Source organism: Streptomyces sp. NPDC033165 (assembly GCF_055577965.1).
Window position 1 is genome coordinate 96,505 of sequence record NZ_JBVIPK010000005.1, and the last position, 15,656, is coordinate 112,160.

Consider the following 15,656-nt stretch of genomic DNA (forward strand, 5'->3'; position numbering starts at 1 on the left):
CGCCCGCGCCGGTGTCCTGCCGTCCGCGCTCCCGCCCTCCGGTTCAGTCCTCCGGAAGCTCCACCGGCGCGATCTCGTCGAAGAGGTCGCCGGGGCCGGGGTTGGTCGGGTCGCTCGCCCCGCCGAACTGGTGCATGACGCCCCACACCGCGTTCAGCGCGGTCTGCACGGCGCCCTCGGCCCAGCCCGCCGTCCAGGAGATGTCGTCCCCGGCCAGGAAGATGCCGCGCTTGTCCTCCGGCAGCCGGTCCTGCATGAAGTGGGTGAACAGCCGCCGCTGGTAGCGGTAGTGGCCGGGCAGGTTGGCCTTGAACGCACCCATGAACCAGGGCTCGTTCTCCCAGGAGACGGTGACCGGGTTGCCGATGATGTGGCTGCGGATGTCGACGTTCGGGTAGATCTCCCCGAGCGACTTCAGCATGACGTCCATGCGCTCCTTCGGGGAGAGCGGCAGCCACTTCAGGCTGTCGTCGCACCACGTGTAGGAGAGGCAGATGACCGCGGGCTTGTCGGGGCCGTCGTCCAGGAGGTACGTCCCCCGGGTCATCCGGTCGGTGAGCGTCATCGACATGGTGTCGCGGCCGGTGGTCTCGTCCTTGTCGAGCCAGAACGGCCGGTCGACCGGGACGAACAGCTTGGACGACTCCATGTAGTGGGTGCGCTCCATCGCCGTCCAGTGGTCGATCGGGAAGAGCGCGTCATCGCAGTCGATCTTGGAGAGCAGCAGCCAGGACTGGCCGGTGAAGACCGCGGCCCGGAAGGTGCGGATGTCGCCGGTGGCGTCGGTGACGGTGATGCGATTGCCCGCGGTGCGGGTCAGCCGGGTCACGGCGGGGCGCGGCTCGCCCTCGTGCAGGGAGGACAGCGAGGTGCCGAGCGGCCAGTGGACGATCTTCTGCGGCTCGCGGTCCCACAGGCGCAGCGGGAGCTGCTGACTGCCGCCGACGATGCCGCGGTGGTGGTCGTCGGCCTCGGTGTAGACGACGCGCAGGATCTCCAGGATGGAGTTGGGGAAGTCGGTGTCCCAGCCGCCGGTGCCGAAGCCGACCTGGCCGAAGATCTCGCGGTGCCGGAACGACTTGAAGGCCTCGGACTCGCAGAGGAAGCCGTAGAAGGTCTGGTTGTCGAGCCGCTCGACGAGCTGCGACCAGATCTCCCGGATGCGCGGGACGTCGCGCTCGCGCAGCGCCCGGTTCATGTCGGAGAAGTCGGCGCCCTCCTCCAGACAGGCGTTCCAGGCCTCGGCCACATCGCGGTAGACCTGCGGCAGGTCGTCGATGGTCTCGGCGTAGTGCGACTCGCCCTTGAGGTCCACGACGGTGGAGGGGGTGGCCGGGGAGAGCGGGTTGGGGAAGGACCGGGTCTCAAGGCCCACCAGGTCGATGTAGTGCTGGAGCGCCGTGGAGGAGGGCGGGAAGCGCATCGCGCCCATCTCGGCGGTGAGCGAGGGGTCGCAGCCGTCGAAGCCGACGGTGCGCAGCCGTCCGCCGATCTGGTCGGCCTCGTAGACGACGGGCTTGAGGCCCATCTTCATCAGCTCGTACGCGGCGATGATGCCGGAGAGCCCGCCGCCGATGACGGCGACCTCGCTGCCGTGCTCGGTCGCCGGTATCTGGCCGAGGCCCGCCGGGTGGGCGAGGAAGTCGTCGTACGCGTACGGGAAGTCCGGCCCGAACATGGTGATCGGCGGGGCGGCCGCTTCGGTGTGCTGGACGGCGTTGGGCACCGTGGACGTCATGGGGTGCGGACTCCTTGCGCGAAGACTGAAGGGGGAAGCGGTGGGGGGAGGGCTCAGCCGAGGGAGCCGTACAGACCGGGACGGCGGTCGTGCAGATACGGGTTGGCTGCGCGCGAGGCGGCCAGGAACTCCGGGTCCACCTCGCCGGTCACGAGCTCCTCGCCGCGCCCGGCGCGGGTGCGCACCACGCCGTCGGGTCCGGCCAGGCAGCTGAGTCCGACGAACTCGAACTCCCCTTCCGGGCCGGTGCGGTTGACGTAGGCCACGTACATCTGGCTCTCGAAGGCCCGTACGGGGACGACGGATTCGGCGACGAACTGGAAGGGGTGCATCTGCGCGGTGGGAACCAGCAGCAGGTCGGTGCCCGCCAGTGCGTGCGCCCGTACGTTCTCCGGGAACTCGACGTCGTAGCAGATCAGCAGGCCGATGCGGATACCGTCCAGATCGGCCTGGACGACGGTCTGCTCGCCGGGCGTGAACCACTCCTGCTCGAAGCAGCCGAAGAGGTGGGTCTTGCGGTAGTTCGCGAGCCGTGCACCGTCGGGGCCGATGAGCTGGGAGGCGTTGAAGATCCGCTCCCCGTCGCGCTCCGGGTACCCGTACAGGACGGCGAGGCCGTGGCGTACGGCGATCTCGGCGACGGCCCGGGCGCCGGGGCCGTCGGCGGGCTCGGCGAGCGCGGGGACGGCGTCGCCGATGGCGTAGCCGGTCAGGAACAGCTCGGGGGCGACGAGCAGCCGGTTCCCCGTCGCGGCGGCCCGGGCGGCGGCCTCGTCCAGCACCTTGAGGTTACCGGCGACGGCGCCGGGCCGTCCGGAGCTCTGGAGCAGGGCGGTGCGCAACGGCGGCATGGCTGACCTCGGGCGGGGCGGGCGGGGCGGGGAGACGTATCGAAGGTACGTGTCACGGATCTGCCCGGACAAGGCGCGACTGTTGCGCACCGACCGTTGATTCGTTGCGCGGGAAGGGCTGGGGACGGCGAAACGTTGCGTGGGACATCACCGCAGGTCAGCGGGGTGATATGTGCCACTGGTTGACGGGCTCCAGGGCCTGTCTGACCGTTCCCGTCGTCGCCCGAAGGGCAGCCGCGGCAGACGGGAGCTGTCACACCGGCCCTAGGCCGGCGGTGCCTCCGCCGAGTAGCGGCGCAGCAGCGGCGAGAGCACCAGAACGGACTTCGTCCGCTCCACGTACGGCTCCCCCGCGATCCGCTCCAGGACCTGCTCGAAGTGGCGCATGTCGGCGGCGAAGACCTGGACCACCGCGTCCGCGTCCCCGGTCACCGTGGAGGCCGAGGCGATCTCCGGGTAGCGGGCGAGGCCCTGCTTGATGGCTTCCGGGGAGGTGTTGCGGCTGCAGTAGATCTCGATGAACCCCTCGGTCTCCCAGCCGAGCGCGGCCGGGTCCACGCGCACGGTGAAGCCGGTGATCGCGCCCTCGGCGCGGAGCCGGTCGACACGGCGCTTCACGGCGGGGGCGGAGAGGCCGACGATCGCGCCGATGTCGGCGTAGGAGCGCCGGGCGTCTTCGGCGAGGGCGTGGACGATGCGTTCGTCGAGGTCGTTCAGGCGCACGTCGGGCGGTTCACTTCTCTGCGGTGGGTCGGCTGCGGGTGGCGGACGGTGCCGCCACCCGCAGTAGACCACGGGCCGCCGCCCGGGGCGCGCCCGGTACGGCGGGGCAGGCCGTCAGAAGGGGAACTGCGAGCGGCCGTGCTGGATGGAGATCCACTTCTGGGTGGTGAAGGCATCGATCATCGAGTCGCCGTTCAGCCGGCCGAGGCCCGAGCTCTTCTCGCCGCCGAAGGGGACGATGGGCTCGTCGTGGACGGTGCCGTCGTTGATGTGGATCATGCCGGTGTGGATGCGCTGCCCGATCCGCACGCCGCGCTCGGTGTTGCCGGTGTGGACGGCGCCGCTGAGCCCGTAGGGGGTGTCGTTGGCGATGCGGACGGCCTCGTCCTCGCCGTCGAAGGGGACGATCAGGGCGACGGGGCCGAAGATCTCCTGCTGGAGGACGGGCGAGTCGGCGGCGAGGCCGGTGAGCACGGAGGGGCTGACGAGGTTGCCGTCGGCGGCGCCGTGCAGGAGGGCCGTCGCACCGGCCGCCACGGTCTGGTCGACGAGCTTGGAGACGGACTCGGCCTGCGAGGAGTTGATCAGGGGGCCGATCTGGGTGGCCGGATCGGCCGGGTCGCCGACGGTGAGCGAGGCGACCTTCGCGACGAACTTCTCGGTGAACTCCTGCTCCACGGCACGGTCGACCAGGATGCGGTTGGCGGCCATGCAGACCTGGCCCTGGTGGACGTAGCGGCTGAAGACGGCCGCGTCGACGGCGTAGTCCACGTCGGCGTCGTCGAGCACGATCAGGGCGCTGTTGCCGCCGAGTTCGAGGACGGCCCGCTTGAGGTTGGCGGCACAGACGGTGGCGACGTGGCGGCCGACCTTGTCCGAGCCGGTGAAGGAGATGACCTGCGGCACCGGGTGCTCCAGCAGGGTGTCGCCGATCTCCGCGATGTCGGTGATCACGACGTTCAGCAGCCCGGCGGGGAGCCCCGCGTCCTCGAAGATCTTGGCCAGCAGGGTGCCGCCGCAGATCGGGGTGTTCTGGTGCGGCTTGAGGACGACGGCGTTGCCGAGGGCCAGGGCGGGCGCGACGGACTTGAGGGAGAGCAGGAAGGGGAAGTTGAAGGGGCTGATCACCCCGACGACGCCGACGGGCACCCGGTAGACGCGGTTCTCCTTGCCCTCGGTCGGCGAGGGCAGGATCTGTCCGGCGGGGCGCAGGGCGAGCTGGATGGCTTCGCGGAGGAACTCCTTGGCCAGGTGCAGTTCGAAGGCGGCCTTCAGCCGGGTGCCGCCGAGCTCGGCGACGATGGCCTCGCCGATCTCCGGCTCGCGCTCCTCGACGAGGCGCAGCGCCTTCTCCAGGACGGCCCGCCTGCTGTACGGGTTGGTGTCCGCCCACGCCTGCTGGGCGCGCTCAGCGGCGCGGTAGGCCTGGTCGACCTCTTCGGCGGTGGCCACGGGGATGGAGGCGAGCTTCTCGCCGTCGAAGGGGTTGAAGTCGATGATGTCCCAGGACCCCTTCCCCGGCCTCCACTCGCCGTCGATGTACTGATGGGCCAGGTCAGTGAAGAAGGACATGAGATCCCTTACCGCAGAGAGGCAGGCAGCTGAGTGCGCTTCATATTACTTAAGTTTCAACCGAGTTGAAGCGCACTCCCGGCCACCTCGCCGGGCTCGGGGGCCCGGGCCCGGAAACGCCCCCGCCCCTCCCGGCGCGAACGGCTGGGAGGGGCGGGGGCGTTGCGGTGGGAGCGGGATCAACTCCAGCTGGCGTGCAGCGGCTTGCCCTCGGCGTATCCGGCGGCGCTCTGGACCCCGACGACCGCCTTGTCCGCGAACTCCTCCAGGGAGCCCGCGCCCGCGTAGGTGCAGGAGGAGCGGACGCCCGCGATGATCGAGTCGATCAGGTCCTCGACGCCCGGGCGGGTCGGGTCGAGGAACATCCGCGAGGTGGAGATGCCCTCCTCGAAGAGCGCCTTGCGGGCCCGGTCGTACGCGGACTCCTCCGAGGTGCGGTTCTTGACGGCGCGGGCCGAGGCCATCCCGAAGGACTCCTTGTAGAAGCGGCCGTCGGCGGACTGCTGGAGGTCACCGGGCGACTCGTACGTCCCCGCGAACCAGGAGCCGATCATCACGTTGGACGCGCCGGCGGCGAGCGCCATGGCGACGTCGCGCGGGTGGCGGACACCACCGTCGGCCCAGACGTGCTTGCCGTGCTTCCTGGCCTCGGCGGCGCACTCCAGGACGGCGGAGAACTGCGGGCGGCCGACGCCGGTCATCATCCGGGTGGTGCACATGGCGCCGGGTCCGACGCCGACCTTGATGATGTCCGCGCCCGCCTCGATCAGGTCCCGTACGCCCTCGGCGGCGACGATGTTGCCCGCGACGATCGGGACCTGCGGGTCGAGTGCGCGGACTGCCCGCACCGCGCTGATCATGGACTCCTGGTGGCCGTGGGCGGTGTCCACGACGAGCACGTCGGCGCCCGCGTCCAGGAGCTGCTTGGCCTTGCCCGCGACGTCCCCGTTGATGCCGACGGCGGCCGCGATGCGCAGCTTGCCCTGTGCGTCGGTGGCGGGGGTGTAGAGCGTGGCGCGCAGGGCGGCCTTGCGGGTGAGGATGCCGACGAGGCGGCCGTCCGCGTCGACCGCGGGGGCGAGCTTGCGGTTGGCGCCGTCGAGCTTGTTGAAGGCGTCACGCGGGTCGATGCCGGCGTCCAGCAGGACCAGGTCCTTGGACATGACCTCGGAGAGCTGGGTGAAGCGGTCGACGCCGGTGAGGTCGTGGTCGGTGACGACGCCGACGGGGCGCCGGTCGGCGTCGACGACGACGCCCGCGCCGTGGGCGCGCTTGGGCAGCAGCGACAGGGCGTCGGCGACGGTCTGGCCGGGGGCCAGCTCGATCGGGGTGTCGAGGACGAGGTGGCGCGTCTTGACCCAGGAGATGACGTCGGTGACGACGTCGATCGGGATGTCCTGGGGGATGACGACGAGACCGCCGCGGCGGGCGACAGTTTCGGCCATGCGGCGGCCCGCGATGGCGGTCATGTTGGCGACCACGAGCGGGATGGTGGTACCGGTGCCGTCGGGCGACGAGAGGTCCACTCCCTGCCGGGAGCCGACCGCGGAGCGGCCCGGGACCATGAAGACGTCGTCGTACGTGAGGTCGTACGGGACCGCGGGGGACTCTGTGTAGCGACCGGTGCCCGGCTCAAGAAAGCGCATAACACTCATTTTTTCATACGAAACGGTGCAGGTCGTTTCCACGAAGACACAGCAAAAGACCCCCGCGTTCGTCCGTTCCTCCAAGGAGTGCTCCAAGGGGGTGGCCGGGGGCCCCGGGCAAGTGGAACCTGCCTTACCCACGGACTGTACCCGAACGGGATTCGAATCATTCGTGATCACCATCCCTGGACCGGGTGACAAAGGGTCAGGTAGCTTCAAACCCGCAGGTCTCGGGGGTGTCCGAAGCGCCGCTCCGGCACATCGGCAGTCCTGGGCACACCGTTTGACCGGAGAGGATCCAGATCCGCCTGTGGACAGCGAACTGCCGGACATCTACTGCCCGTTCCCGCAGCGGACCAACCCGCACGTGGCGCACACCCGGGGTCATCTGGACGCCTGGACCAGACAGACGGGTCTGGTCCACCGCGAGTCCGCGAGGAACCGCTTCGAACAAGCCGATTTCGGGGCGTTCGTCGGCATGGTCTATCCGACGGCCGACGGTGAACACCTCGATCTGGTGGCCGATTGGTTCGTCTGGCTCTTCCTGGTCGACGACCAGCTCGACGACGGCCATCTCGGCCGTTCCCCCGATCGGGTGAGGGATGTCGTCGACCGGATGCGCGCGGTGGTCGACGGCTCCGCCCCCGAGCCGCTGCCGGGCGAGGATCTCCCGGCCGCCGTGATCGCCCTGGCCGATCTGTGGAAACGTACGACGCCGAACGCGGCCCCCCACTGGCGGACCCGGTTCGCCTGGCATCTGGTGACCTACCTCACGACCGCCACGACCTGGGAGGCCGGGAACCGGGCCGAGGACGTGGTGCCGTCGGAGGAGACGTACATCGCGAAGCGGCGGCACACCGGGGCCATCCACGTCTGCATGGACCTCATAGAGATCGTGGCGGGCATCGAGGCCCCGGAGTCGCTCCACAACGACCCCCGGTTCATCACCGCCCTGGAAGCCTCGTGCAACCACGTGTGCTGGGCCAACGACGTCTACTCCTTCGAGAAGGAGCAGATGCTCGGCGAGATCCACAACCTCGTCCACCTCGCCCGCCACCACCGGGGCATGGGCGAGCAGCAGGCGCTGGACCATGTCGCGGAGCGGATAGCCAAGGAGACCGAGCGCTTCCTGACGGCCGAGGACGAGCTGCTGGAGCTGTATCCCGAGCTGTCCGCGCTGCTGGTGCCCTACCTCGACGGGATGCGCAGCTGGATGCGCGGCAACCTGGACTGGTCGCGTCAGACACCGCGCTACAACCCGGCCGACGTGGGCCAGTACGAGGAGCCCGAGGAGTATCTGGAGGAGACCGTGCTGGGTATCCCGCCCGCCCCTCCCGAGGCCGTCCGCACCGAAGCCGCGCCGTGCGCGGCCAAGGCGCCGCCGACGGGCTGAGTCCGGGGCCTGGAGAAGCGCTGAGGGGGCGTGCACCGCGTGGTGCAGGCCCCCTCAGCGCATGGCGCCCGTTGTCACTCCCCGTCGGGGTCGGCCCGCTCCAGCGCCGGACGCACCCCGGCGGCGGACTCGGTGAGCAGGAAGTCCGCGGCGGCGGTGTCCGTCACGAGGCTGGTCACCAGGCCGGAGCGCAGCACCGCGCCGATCGCCGCCGCCTTGCGCTGGCCGCCCGCGATCGCCACCACCTCGGGGATCCGGCGCAGCCGGTCCGCCTCCACGGTGATACAGCGCTCGCCGAGGTCCCGGCCGACCCGGCGGCCGTCGGCGTCGAAGAGGTGCGCGGACATCTCGGCGGCGACGCCGAGCGAGGCGTAGTGCGCGCGCTCCTCGTCGGAGAGCATGTCGTGGACCGTGGAGATGCCCGGCTCCCAGGAACCGATGGAGACCGCGGCGACCGTGACCTTGTCGAAGTACTCGAAGGCACGGGCGATGCCCGTCTGCTCGCGCAGCGCGGCGGCCGTCGCCGGGTCCGGCAGCAGCATCGGCGCGTAGATGGGGTGCGCCTCACCGCCGGAGACCTGGGCGGCCCGGCGGACCGCCTCGACCGAGCCGCGCTCGGCGGTGCCCGCGTCGTAGACCCCGGTCAACTGGACGACGGTGCAGGGCGGGAGCCGGTCGAGGGCGGCCGCCATGTGGATGGTGGAGCGGCCCCAGGCCAGGCCGAGCACATCGCCCTCGGCCACCAGCTCGCCGAGCAGATCGGCCGCGACCTCGCCCAGGTTCTCCGGGTCGGGGGCGTCCTCCTGCTCCTCGGCCGGGGACTCGACGACCACCGCGTGCCGCAGCCCGTAGCGGGCTCGCAGCGCGTCGGAGCGTTCGGCGTCCAGCTCGGCCGGGACCCGGATCTCGATCCGTACGAGATCACGTTCGAGGGCGGTCTCCAGGACCCGGGCCACCTTGAAGCGGCTGACGCCGAACTCCTCGGCGATCTGGATCTTGGACTTGCCCTCCAGATAGAACCGGCGGGCCATGGCCGCCGCCTGCACCAGCTCCGCGGGTCCCATCCGCATGGCTGACCGACCCGCCGAGATGCCAGACACCGCGATCTCCTCACTGCTGTTCACACGCCCGATACGCCGTTCATCCTGTCAGATCCGGCGATCCTTGATCGGCCCTGTCGGGCCGCGTTCATCTGTCCTTGGTTCAGTGGTCGCACGCCCAGGGGGCCGCGGCCGTCGCCACGTCCGCCTGCGCCCGCAGGTCCCGCACCGCCGCCGCCGGGTCCTTCGCCCCGTACACCGCGGATCCGGCCACGAAGACGTCGGCGCCCGCCTCGGCGCACCGCTCGATGGTGCCGGCCGAGACCCCGCCGTCGACCTGGAGCCACAGTTCGAGGCCGTGCTTGCTGATCAGCTCCCGGGTGCGGCGGATCTTCGGCAGCATGATGTCCAGGAAGGCCTGGCCGCCGAAGCCCGGCTCGACGGTCATGATCAGCAGCATGTCGAGCTCGGGGAGCAGGTCCTCGTACGGCTCGATGGGCGTCGCGGGCTTGAGCGCCATCGAGGCGCGCGCCCCCTTGGCCCGGATCTCCCGCGCGAGGCGCACCGGCGCGGCGGCGGCCTCCGCGTGGAAGGTGACGGAACCGGCCCCGGCCTCCACGTACTGCGGGGCCCAGCGGTCCGCGTCCTCGATCATGAGGTGGCAGTCCAGCGGGGTGTCCGTGGCCTTGCTGAGCGCTTCGACGATCGGCACGCCGAGGGTCAGGTTGGGCACGAAGTGGTTGTCCATCACATCGACGTGGAGCCAGTCCGCGCCTTCGACGGCCTTCGCCTCCTCGGCGAGACGTGCGAAATCCGCGGACAGGATGCTGGGATTGATCTGCGCCATGACCCAAGCCTGCCACGTTCCGCGCCGGTTCCCCGCCTCGATGCCCTCCGAGGCCTCGCACGACCATCACAGTCCGCGCATTCAGGGCATTTTGCCAGCCCTTTACCGCTCTTTCACCGGACGGGGAGGCCTGCTGACGCGGTGATATTCAGCCGGTCCGGCGCAGCAGAGCCAGATACATCGCGTCCGTGCCGTGCAGATGCGGCCAGAGCTGGACGTCCGGTCCCTCGCCGAGGGCGGGTACTCCGGGCATCAGCGGCCGGGCGTCGATCCACTCAGCCTCGACCGGCTCCCCACCGCGGCCCTTCAGCACGTCCTCGACGACCACCCGGGTCTCGGCGAGATGCGGCGAGCAGGTCGCGTAACCGACCACGCCGCCGATCCGTACGGCCTTCAACGCCTCGCGCAGCAGTCCGCGTTGGAGCGGGGCGAAGGCCTCCAGGTCCTCGGCCCGACGCCGCCAGCGGGACTCCGGGCGGCGGCGCAGCGCCCCCAGGCCCGAGCACGGCACGTCCATCAGGACGCGGTCGAAGGTACCGGGCCGCCACGGCGGGCGGGTGCCGTCGGCGGTGATCACCTGATACGGGCCCGGGTTGCCGGCGAGCGCCCGCTCGACCAGCCGGGCGCGGTGCGGCTGCTTCTCGGCGGCGAGCAGGGTCGCCCCCCGCCCGGCGGCGAGGGCGGCCAGCAGGGCGGCCTTGCCCCCGGGACCCGCGCAGCCGTCCAGCCAGCGGGTGTCGCTCCCGTCGAGGGGGGCGGCGGCCAGGGCGGCGGCGACGAGCTGGCTGCCCTCGTCCTGGACGCCCGCCCGGCCGTCCCGGACGGCTTCCAGCGCTCCGGGCTCGCCGCCCTCGGCCATCCGCACGGCGTACGGGGACCAACGGCCCGGGAGGGAGTTGTCCTCGCCCAGCGCCGTGGCCAGCTCGTCGGTGGTGGAGCGGCCGGGGCGGGCCGCCAACGTCACCTCGGGCCGCTCGTTGTCGGCTTCGAGGAGGTCCTCGATGCCCGCGCGGCCGCCGCCCAGCGCGTCCCAGAGCGCGGAGACGATCCAGCGCGGGTGGGAGTGCACGACGGAGAGGTGGTCCTCGGCGTCCTCCTCGTACGGCGGGGCGACTTTCTCCACCCAGCCGTCGAGGTCGTGCGCGGTGACCTTGCGCAGCACCGCGTTGACGAACTTCGCGCGCCCCTCCCCCAGCACCACCCGGGCCAGCTCCACGCTGGCGGAGACGGCCGCGTGGGTGGGGATGCGGGTGCCGAGCAGCTGGTGGACGCCCATGTTGAGGACGTCCAGGACCGGCGGGTCGACCTCGCGCAGCGGCCGGTCGATGCAGGCCGCCACGATCGCGTCGTAGGTCCCCTGGCGGCGCAGCGTCCCGTAGACCAGCTCGGTCGCCAGCGCCGCGTCCCGGCCGTCGAAGTCGCCCTTGGCGCGGGCCTTCTTCAGCAGCGGGGGCAGCACGAGGTTGGCGTACGCGTCACGCTCGTCGACGGCCCTGAGCGCCTCGAAGGCCAGAAAACGGACCGGGTCCTTCTGGGGACGGCGATGGGGCCTGGCGGGACGGCGACGCGGCTGGTCGTTCACGTGAAAGGTGCTCCGCTGATGGTGAGAGAGGCGAACCCTCCCAGCGTACGTCGCCGCTCCCGGCCCCTCGAACGAGAGGTTCTACGACCCCAGCAGCTCACCGTGGACGATGCGGACACCGCGCGCCCAGTCGGCGGCCTTCATCGGCTTCTTGCCCTGCGGCTGGACCCACAGCAGCTCGACGGCGTGCGAGCCGGTGCCCGCGTACACGTTGTTCTTGGCGGCGGAGAGCTCGCCGGGAGCCAGGTCGGTCCGGTCCAGGACGGGCGTGGCCTGGATCAGCTTCAGCCGCTCGCCGCGGAACAGGGTCCAGGCGCCGGGGGCCGGGGTGCAGCCCCGCACGACCCGGTCGACCCGCAGGGCGGGGGCCGACCACTGGACCTGGGCGTCCTCGACGGTGATCTTCGGGGCCTGGGTGACGCCCTCGTGCGGCTGCGGCACGGCGTGCAGGGTGCCGTCCTCGATGCCGTCCATGGTCGCGGCGAGCAGCCCGGCCCCCGCGAAGGCGAGCCGGGTGAGCAGGTCGCCGCTGGTGTCGGTGGGGCGGATCTCCTCGGTGAGGACGCCGTAGACCGGGCCGGAGTCCAGCCCTTCCTCGATCAGGAAGGTGGACGCGCCGGTCACCTCGTCCCCGGCCATCAGGGAGTGCTGCACGGGCGCGGCCCCGCGCCAGGCGGGCAGCAGCGAGAAGTGCAGGTTGACCCAGCCGCGCGCGGGCACGTCCAGGGCGGCCTTGGGCAGCAGGGCCCCGTAGGCGACGACCGGGCAGCAGTCCGGGGCGATCTCGCGCAGCCGGGCGAGGAACGCCTCGTCCCGGGGCTTGGCGGGCTTGAGCACCTCGATCCCCGCCTCCTCGGCCCGCTCGGCCACCGGGCTCGCGACGAGCCGCCGGCCCCGCCCGGCCGGAGCGTCGGGGCGGGTCACGACGGCGGCGACCTCGTGGCGGTCGGAGGCGATCAGGGCGTCCAGTGCGGGGACGGCGACCTCGGGGGTGCCGGCGAAGACGAGCTTCATGGGTGGCTGACTGCCTCTCGGGCCAAGACGTACGGTGACGAGCAGCACACCAGTCTAGGGCCTGTCGTCAAACCGCCGTCGTCGCCCGAAGGGCGGGCGGACGCCGTCCGGCAGGCGGCAGTCCGACGACAGGCCCCAGGGGGTGGCCGAGGGAAGAGCACGCCGGGTCCGTCCGCTCCGGCCGTGCGCCGACCGAAGGGGCGTACGCGCGCCGCGCACGCCCCGTGCATATGCACATACGCCCCGATAGCGTGACCACATACCCGGCTCGGGCGTTGGTCAAAGGAGATTGACCGAAGCGGGCCGCCCCGATGCGGCCCGATCCCTTTCAACGCCGGTTCGAGAGGCTTCTTCATGGCCGACCACGCAACCCACGACGCCCAAGCGCGGGCCAGTCTGCACCTTCTGGTGCGGGACATCGAGCGGGTCCGGCGGCAGGTGGACGCGCTGCGCACCCTCACCGCCCAGCTGGGCAACGTCTACCGTCCGCGCCGCTCCGGCCCCTCCGCGGGCTTCGTCGTCTACGGCAGGGCCCCGGCCCCCACCGTCCGCCTCGCGCAGGAGCTGCGGGACAGCGTCGAGACCCTGGTCACGGCCGCGGTGGACTTCGACCGCTCGCTGGGCTTCTCCTGGGACGCGGTGGGCTCCGCCCTCGGCGTCACCAAGCAGGCCGTGCACCGCCGTTACGGCACGCGTCGGGCCACCCAGCAGCCCGCCGCCGAGACGGGCGCGGAGACGACGGCCGCGCCGCGCACGGTCTCCGTCGGCACCGGCCTGTCCGGTGGCCCCGCCGCCGGGACCGGCGCCCCGGTACCCGCGGTGCCCGCGGCCCGGTCGAGGCCGCCGCAGCCGCCGGCGGCCCAGCCGTCGGCCCGTGAGGAACTCCGCCCCGGAGCATTCCCGGGCCCCCGCAACGGCTGACACCGATCCGCTCCTCTGCCCCACCGTGCAGGCCGCGCGGCGGGGCAGTGTCGCGTGGGGGCAGCGCCGGGTGGGGCGAGGCAGCGCTGCCTGGGAGCAGGGGTCGCTGGGGGCAGAGGGTCGCTGGGCGGGCCAGGTCCTGGGGCGGACGGGTGGCCTCAGCCGATGTCCGGCGGGTCGATCCGGATGCGCACCTGGTCCCCGCCGCCCTTCGCCGTGCGCGCCGCCTGTGCCGCCTTCAGAGCGCCCGCGAGGGCCGCGCCGCGGCCCGGGACCACCCGGATGAGGGCACGCTCCCAGGTCTCGCCCGGTGGGGCCTCTCCCGGCCTGCGGGGTCTTCCCGGCCCGGCCGGGGGGACCGGCACCGGGCCCAGGACCTCGGCCTCCGGCGGCAGGCCGGCGGTCTGGAGAAACGAGTCCAGGGAATCGGCCGGGCCGGTCACCGAGGCCATCCGGGAGACCGGCGGGAAGCCCAGCTCGGCCCGCTCCGCCAGCTCGCGGCGGGCGAAACCGGCCGGGTCCCAGCGGACCAGGGCCTGCACCGCCCGTTCCGTCGGCTCGGCCACGATGACCACCGAGCCGCCCTCCTCCTGCCCCCGCACCAGCGCGCCCGCGGCCGTCCAGCGGCGCAACGCCTCCTCGCCCGCCCGCAGGTCCGGCCTGCCGAGCATGGCCCAGCCGTCCAGGAGCAGCGCGGCGGCGTAACCGCCCTCGGCCACGGGCTCCGCGCCGGGGGTGCTGACCACCAGCGCGGGCGCACCCGGCACCGCGTCCAGGATGTGGTCGCGCCCCGAGGTGCGGACCGGCACGGCGGGGAAGGCCCGGCCCAGCTCCTCGGCGGTGCGGCGGGCGCCGACGATCTGGGCGCGGAGCCGGGGGGAGCCGCACTCCGCGCAGTGCCAGGACCGCTCGGCCCGCCCGCACCAGGCGCAGTTCAGATCCTGCTGGTCCGGGGCCTGGAGCGGGCCCGCGCAGTGGCGGCAGCGGGCGGGGGTGCGGCAGCGTTCACAGGCGAGGCGGGGGGCGTAACCCCTCCGGGGGACCTGGACCAGCACCGGGCCGCTGCGCAGGCCGTCGCGCACGGTCTGCCAGGCGAGGCTGGGCAGCCGGGCGGAGCGGGCGGCGCCGTCCCGGGCCAGCTCGCCGTCCCCGATCGTACGGATCAGGGGGGCGGCCCGGCGCAGCTGCTCCCGCTCCGCGAGGAGCGGCAGCGCCCAGCCGCTCTCCACGAGCTGGGCCGCCTCCACCGTGCAGCTGGTGCCGCCGAGCAGGAAGCCGCAGCGGCCCTGCGCGGCCCGCAGCTCCAGGACCTCGCGGACATGCGGGAAGGGGGCGTTGTCGTCGCTGTGGCTGGAGTCCCCGTCGTCCCAGATGACCACCAGGCCGAGGTGCTGGACGGGGGCGAACATCGCGGCCCGGGTCCCCACGACCGCCCGCACGGAGCCCCGGCGCACCGCGAGCCACTGGCGATAGCGCTTCTCCGGGCCGGAGTCGGCGGTCAGCAGCGCGTGCCGGCCCGCGCCGAGCAGCTCGGTCAGCGCCGCGTCGACCCGTCCGGCGGCCCGCCCGTCGGGGACCACGACGAGGGCGCCCCGCCCCGACGAGAGCGTCGCCGCGACGGCCCCGGCGATCTCGGCGGGCCAGTGCGGCCCGGGCAGGGCGGTCCACACCGCGCGCGGGGCGCCGCCCTCGGCCAGGGCGCGCAGAAAGGCCGGGCCCTGGCCGTACCGCTCCCAGGTGCCCGGCTGCGGGGGCGGGGGCGGCGGCAGCGGCTCCGGGGAGGGCTTGGACTCGGCGCGGCCGTTGCGGGGCGGGACGGCGAGCTGGAGGACGTCGGCGAGGCTGCCCGCATACCGGTCGGCGACCGCGCGGGAGAGGGCGAGCAGCTCGGGCCCGAGGACCGGCTCCGGGGAGACCACGTAGGCCAGGGCGGCCAGCGCGCCCTGGTAGTCGGAGTCGGCGCGGCGCTCGATGATGAAGCCGTCGATCAGGCCGCCGCCCTCGCGCCGCCCGCCCTGCACATTGCGCCCGCCCGCCCCGAACCGCACCCGCACCCGCACACCCGGCTGGGCGTCGGCGTCCAGCTCCTCGGGGACGGCGTAGTCGAAATACTGGTCGAGATGGAGGACGCCCTTGTTGACCAGGACGCGGGCGACGGGCAGTTCCCCGGCGAGCGCGGCGCCGCGCCAGGTCCGCGGCTTGGCGCGCGGCACCTTCGCCCGGCGCACCGTCTCCCGGATCAGCGCAAGCTGCTCCGGCGCCCCGGCACCGGGCTCGGCCGCCCCGGTCCCGGGCTCGGCGGACTGCTCGTTCTCGCTGCTCACAGCCA

General features: G+C 72.7%; 12 protein-coding genes. 2 read left to right on the forward strand and 10 right to left on the reverse strand.

What is annotated here, in order from left to right; translation table 11 throughout:
* Positions 1-43: 43 nt before the first annotated feature.
* From ACZ5WC_RS14160 to ACZ5WC_RS14180, 5 genes are all read right to left on the reverse strand, one after another.
* Complete coding sequence (locus tag ACZ5WC_RS14160) at positions 44-1,738, reverse strand: flavin monoamine oxidase family protein (protein WP_468541059.1); 1,695 nt, start codon at positions 1,736-1,738, stop codon at positions 44-46.
* 53 nt (positions 1,739-1,791) lie between these two features.
* Entirely contained in the window at positions 1,792-2,589 is a 798-nt protein-coding gene (locus ACZ5WC_RS14165) for a carbon-nitrogen hydrolase family protein (RefSeq protein ID WP_468541060.1), read from the reverse strand.
* A 264-nt stretch (positions 2,590-2,853) separates the two neighbouring features.
* Positions 2,854-3,312, reverse strand: a complete 459-nt coding sequence (locus ACZ5WC_RS14170; RefSeq protein ID WP_366820620.1) for an Lrp/AsnC family transcriptional regulator — start codon at positions 3,310-3,312, stop codon at positions 2,854-2,856.
* 114 nt (positions 3,313-3,426) lie between these two features.
* Positions 3,427-4,884, reverse strand: a complete 1,458-nt coding sequence (locus ACZ5WC_RS14175) for an aldehyde dehydrogenase family protein (protein ID WP_468541061.1) — start codon at positions 4,882-4,884, stop codon at positions 3,427-3,429.
* Positions 4,885-5,063: 179 nt separating this feature from the next.
* Positions 5,064-6,530, reverse strand: a complete 1,467-nt coding sequence (locus ACZ5WC_RS14180) for a GuaB1 family IMP dehydrogenase-related protein (protein WP_468541062.1) — start codon at positions 6,528-6,530, stop codon at positions 5,064-5,066.
* A 310-nt stretch (positions 6,531-6,840) separates the two neighbouring features.
* Here ACZ5WC_RS14180 and ACZ5WC_RS14185 point away from each other — a divergent pair, with 310 nt between their 5' ends.
* Positions 6,841-7,923 (forward strand): terpene synthase family protein, encoded by a 1,083-nt coding sequence (locus tag ACZ5WC_RS14185; protein ID WP_468541063.1) that lies wholly within the window; start codon positions 6,841-6,843, stop codon positions 7,921-7,923.
* Positions 7,924-7,997: 74 nt separating this feature from the next.
* Here ACZ5WC_RS14185 and ACZ5WC_RS14190 read toward each other — a convergent pair whose 3' ends face one another.
* The 4 genes from ACZ5WC_RS14190 to fmt form a co-directional block, all read right to left on the reverse strand.
* Positions 7,998-8,993: a sugar-binding transcriptional regulator gene (locus ACZ5WC_RS14190; protein ID WP_096631444.1), complete on the reverse strand. Its 996-nt coding sequence runs from the start codon at positions 8,991-8,993 to the stop codon at positions 7,998-8,000.
* Positions 8,994-9,126: 133 nt separating this feature from the next.
* Positions 9,127-9,810, reverse strand: coding sequence for a ribulose-phosphate 3-epimerase (gene rpe, locus ACZ5WC_RS14195; protein WP_468541064.1), 684 nt, complete (start codon positions 9,808-9,810; stop codon positions 9,127-9,129).
* A 148-nt stretch (positions 9,811-9,958) separates the two neighbouring features.
* On the reverse strand, positions 9,959-11,392 hold the full coding sequence (locus ACZ5WC_RS14200; RefSeq protein WP_468541065.1) for an RsmB/NOP family class I SAM-dependent RNA methyltransferase: 1,434 nt from the start codon (positions 11,390-11,392) through the stop codon (positions 9,959-9,961).
* Between the two features lie 81 nt (positions 11,393-11,473).
* Complete coding sequence (gene fmt, locus ACZ5WC_RS14205; RefSeq protein WP_468541066.1) at positions 11,474-12,406, reverse strand: methionyl-tRNA formyltransferase; 933 nt, start codon at positions 12,404-12,406, stop codon at positions 11,474-11,476.
* A 354-nt stretch (positions 12,407-12,760) separates the two neighbouring features.
* Between fmt and ACZ5WC_RS14210 the strand changes: the two genes are divergently transcribed.
* Positions 12,761-13,327: a hypothetical protein gene (locus ACZ5WC_RS14210; RefSeq protein ID WP_468541067.1), complete on the forward strand. Its 567-nt coding sequence runs from the start codon at positions 12,761-12,763 to the stop codon at positions 13,325-13,327.
* Positions 13,328-13,485: 158 nt separating this feature from the next.
* Here ACZ5WC_RS14210 and ACZ5WC_RS14215 read toward each other — a convergent pair whose 3' ends face one another.
* Positions 13,486-15,651: a primosomal protein N' gene (locus ACZ5WC_RS14215; protein WP_468541068.1), complete on the reverse strand. Its 2,166-nt coding sequence runs from the start codon at positions 15,649-15,651 to the stop codon at positions 13,486-13,488.
* Positions 15,652-15,656: the final 5 nt, after the last annotated feature.

What these genes read in the sequence shown, in the direction of transcription:
- ACZ5WC_RS14160 (WP_468541059.1), bottom strand. Translation starts at nt 1,738, where the DNA reads ATGACGTCCACGGTGCCCAACGCCGTCCAGCACACCGAAGCGGCCGCC.
- ACZ5WC_RS14165 (WP_468541060.1), bottom strand. Translation starts at nt 2,589, where the DNA reads ATGCCGCCGTTGCGCACCGCCCTGCTCCAGAGCTCCGGACGGCCCGGC.
- ACZ5WC_RS14175 (WP_468541061.1), bottom strand. Translation starts at nt 4,884, where the DNA reads ATGTCCTTCTTCACTGACCTGGCCCATCAGTACATCGACGGCGAGTGG.
- ACZ5WC_RS14180 (WP_468541062.1), bottom strand. Translation starts at nt 6,530, where the DNA reads ATGCGCTTTCTTGAGCCGGGCACCGGTCGCTACACAGAGTCCCCCGCG.
- ACZ5WC_RS14190 (WP_096631444.1), bottom strand. Translation starts at nt 8,993, where the DNA reads ATGCGGATGGGACCCGCGGAGCTGGTGCAGGCGGCGGCCATGGCCCGC.
- rpe (WP_468541064.1), bottom strand. Translation starts at nt 9,810, where the DNA reads ATGGCGCAGATCAATCCCAGCATCCTGTCCGCGGATTTCGCACGTCTC.
- fmt (WP_468541066.1), bottom strand. Translation starts at nt 12,406, where the DNA reads ATGAAGCTCGTCTTCGCCGGCACCCCCGAGGTCGCCGTCCCCGCACTG.
- ACZ5WC_RS14210 (WP_468541067.1), top strand. Translation starts at nt 12,761, where the DNA reads ATGGCCGACCACGCAACCCACGACGCCCAAGCGCGGGCCAGTCTGCAC.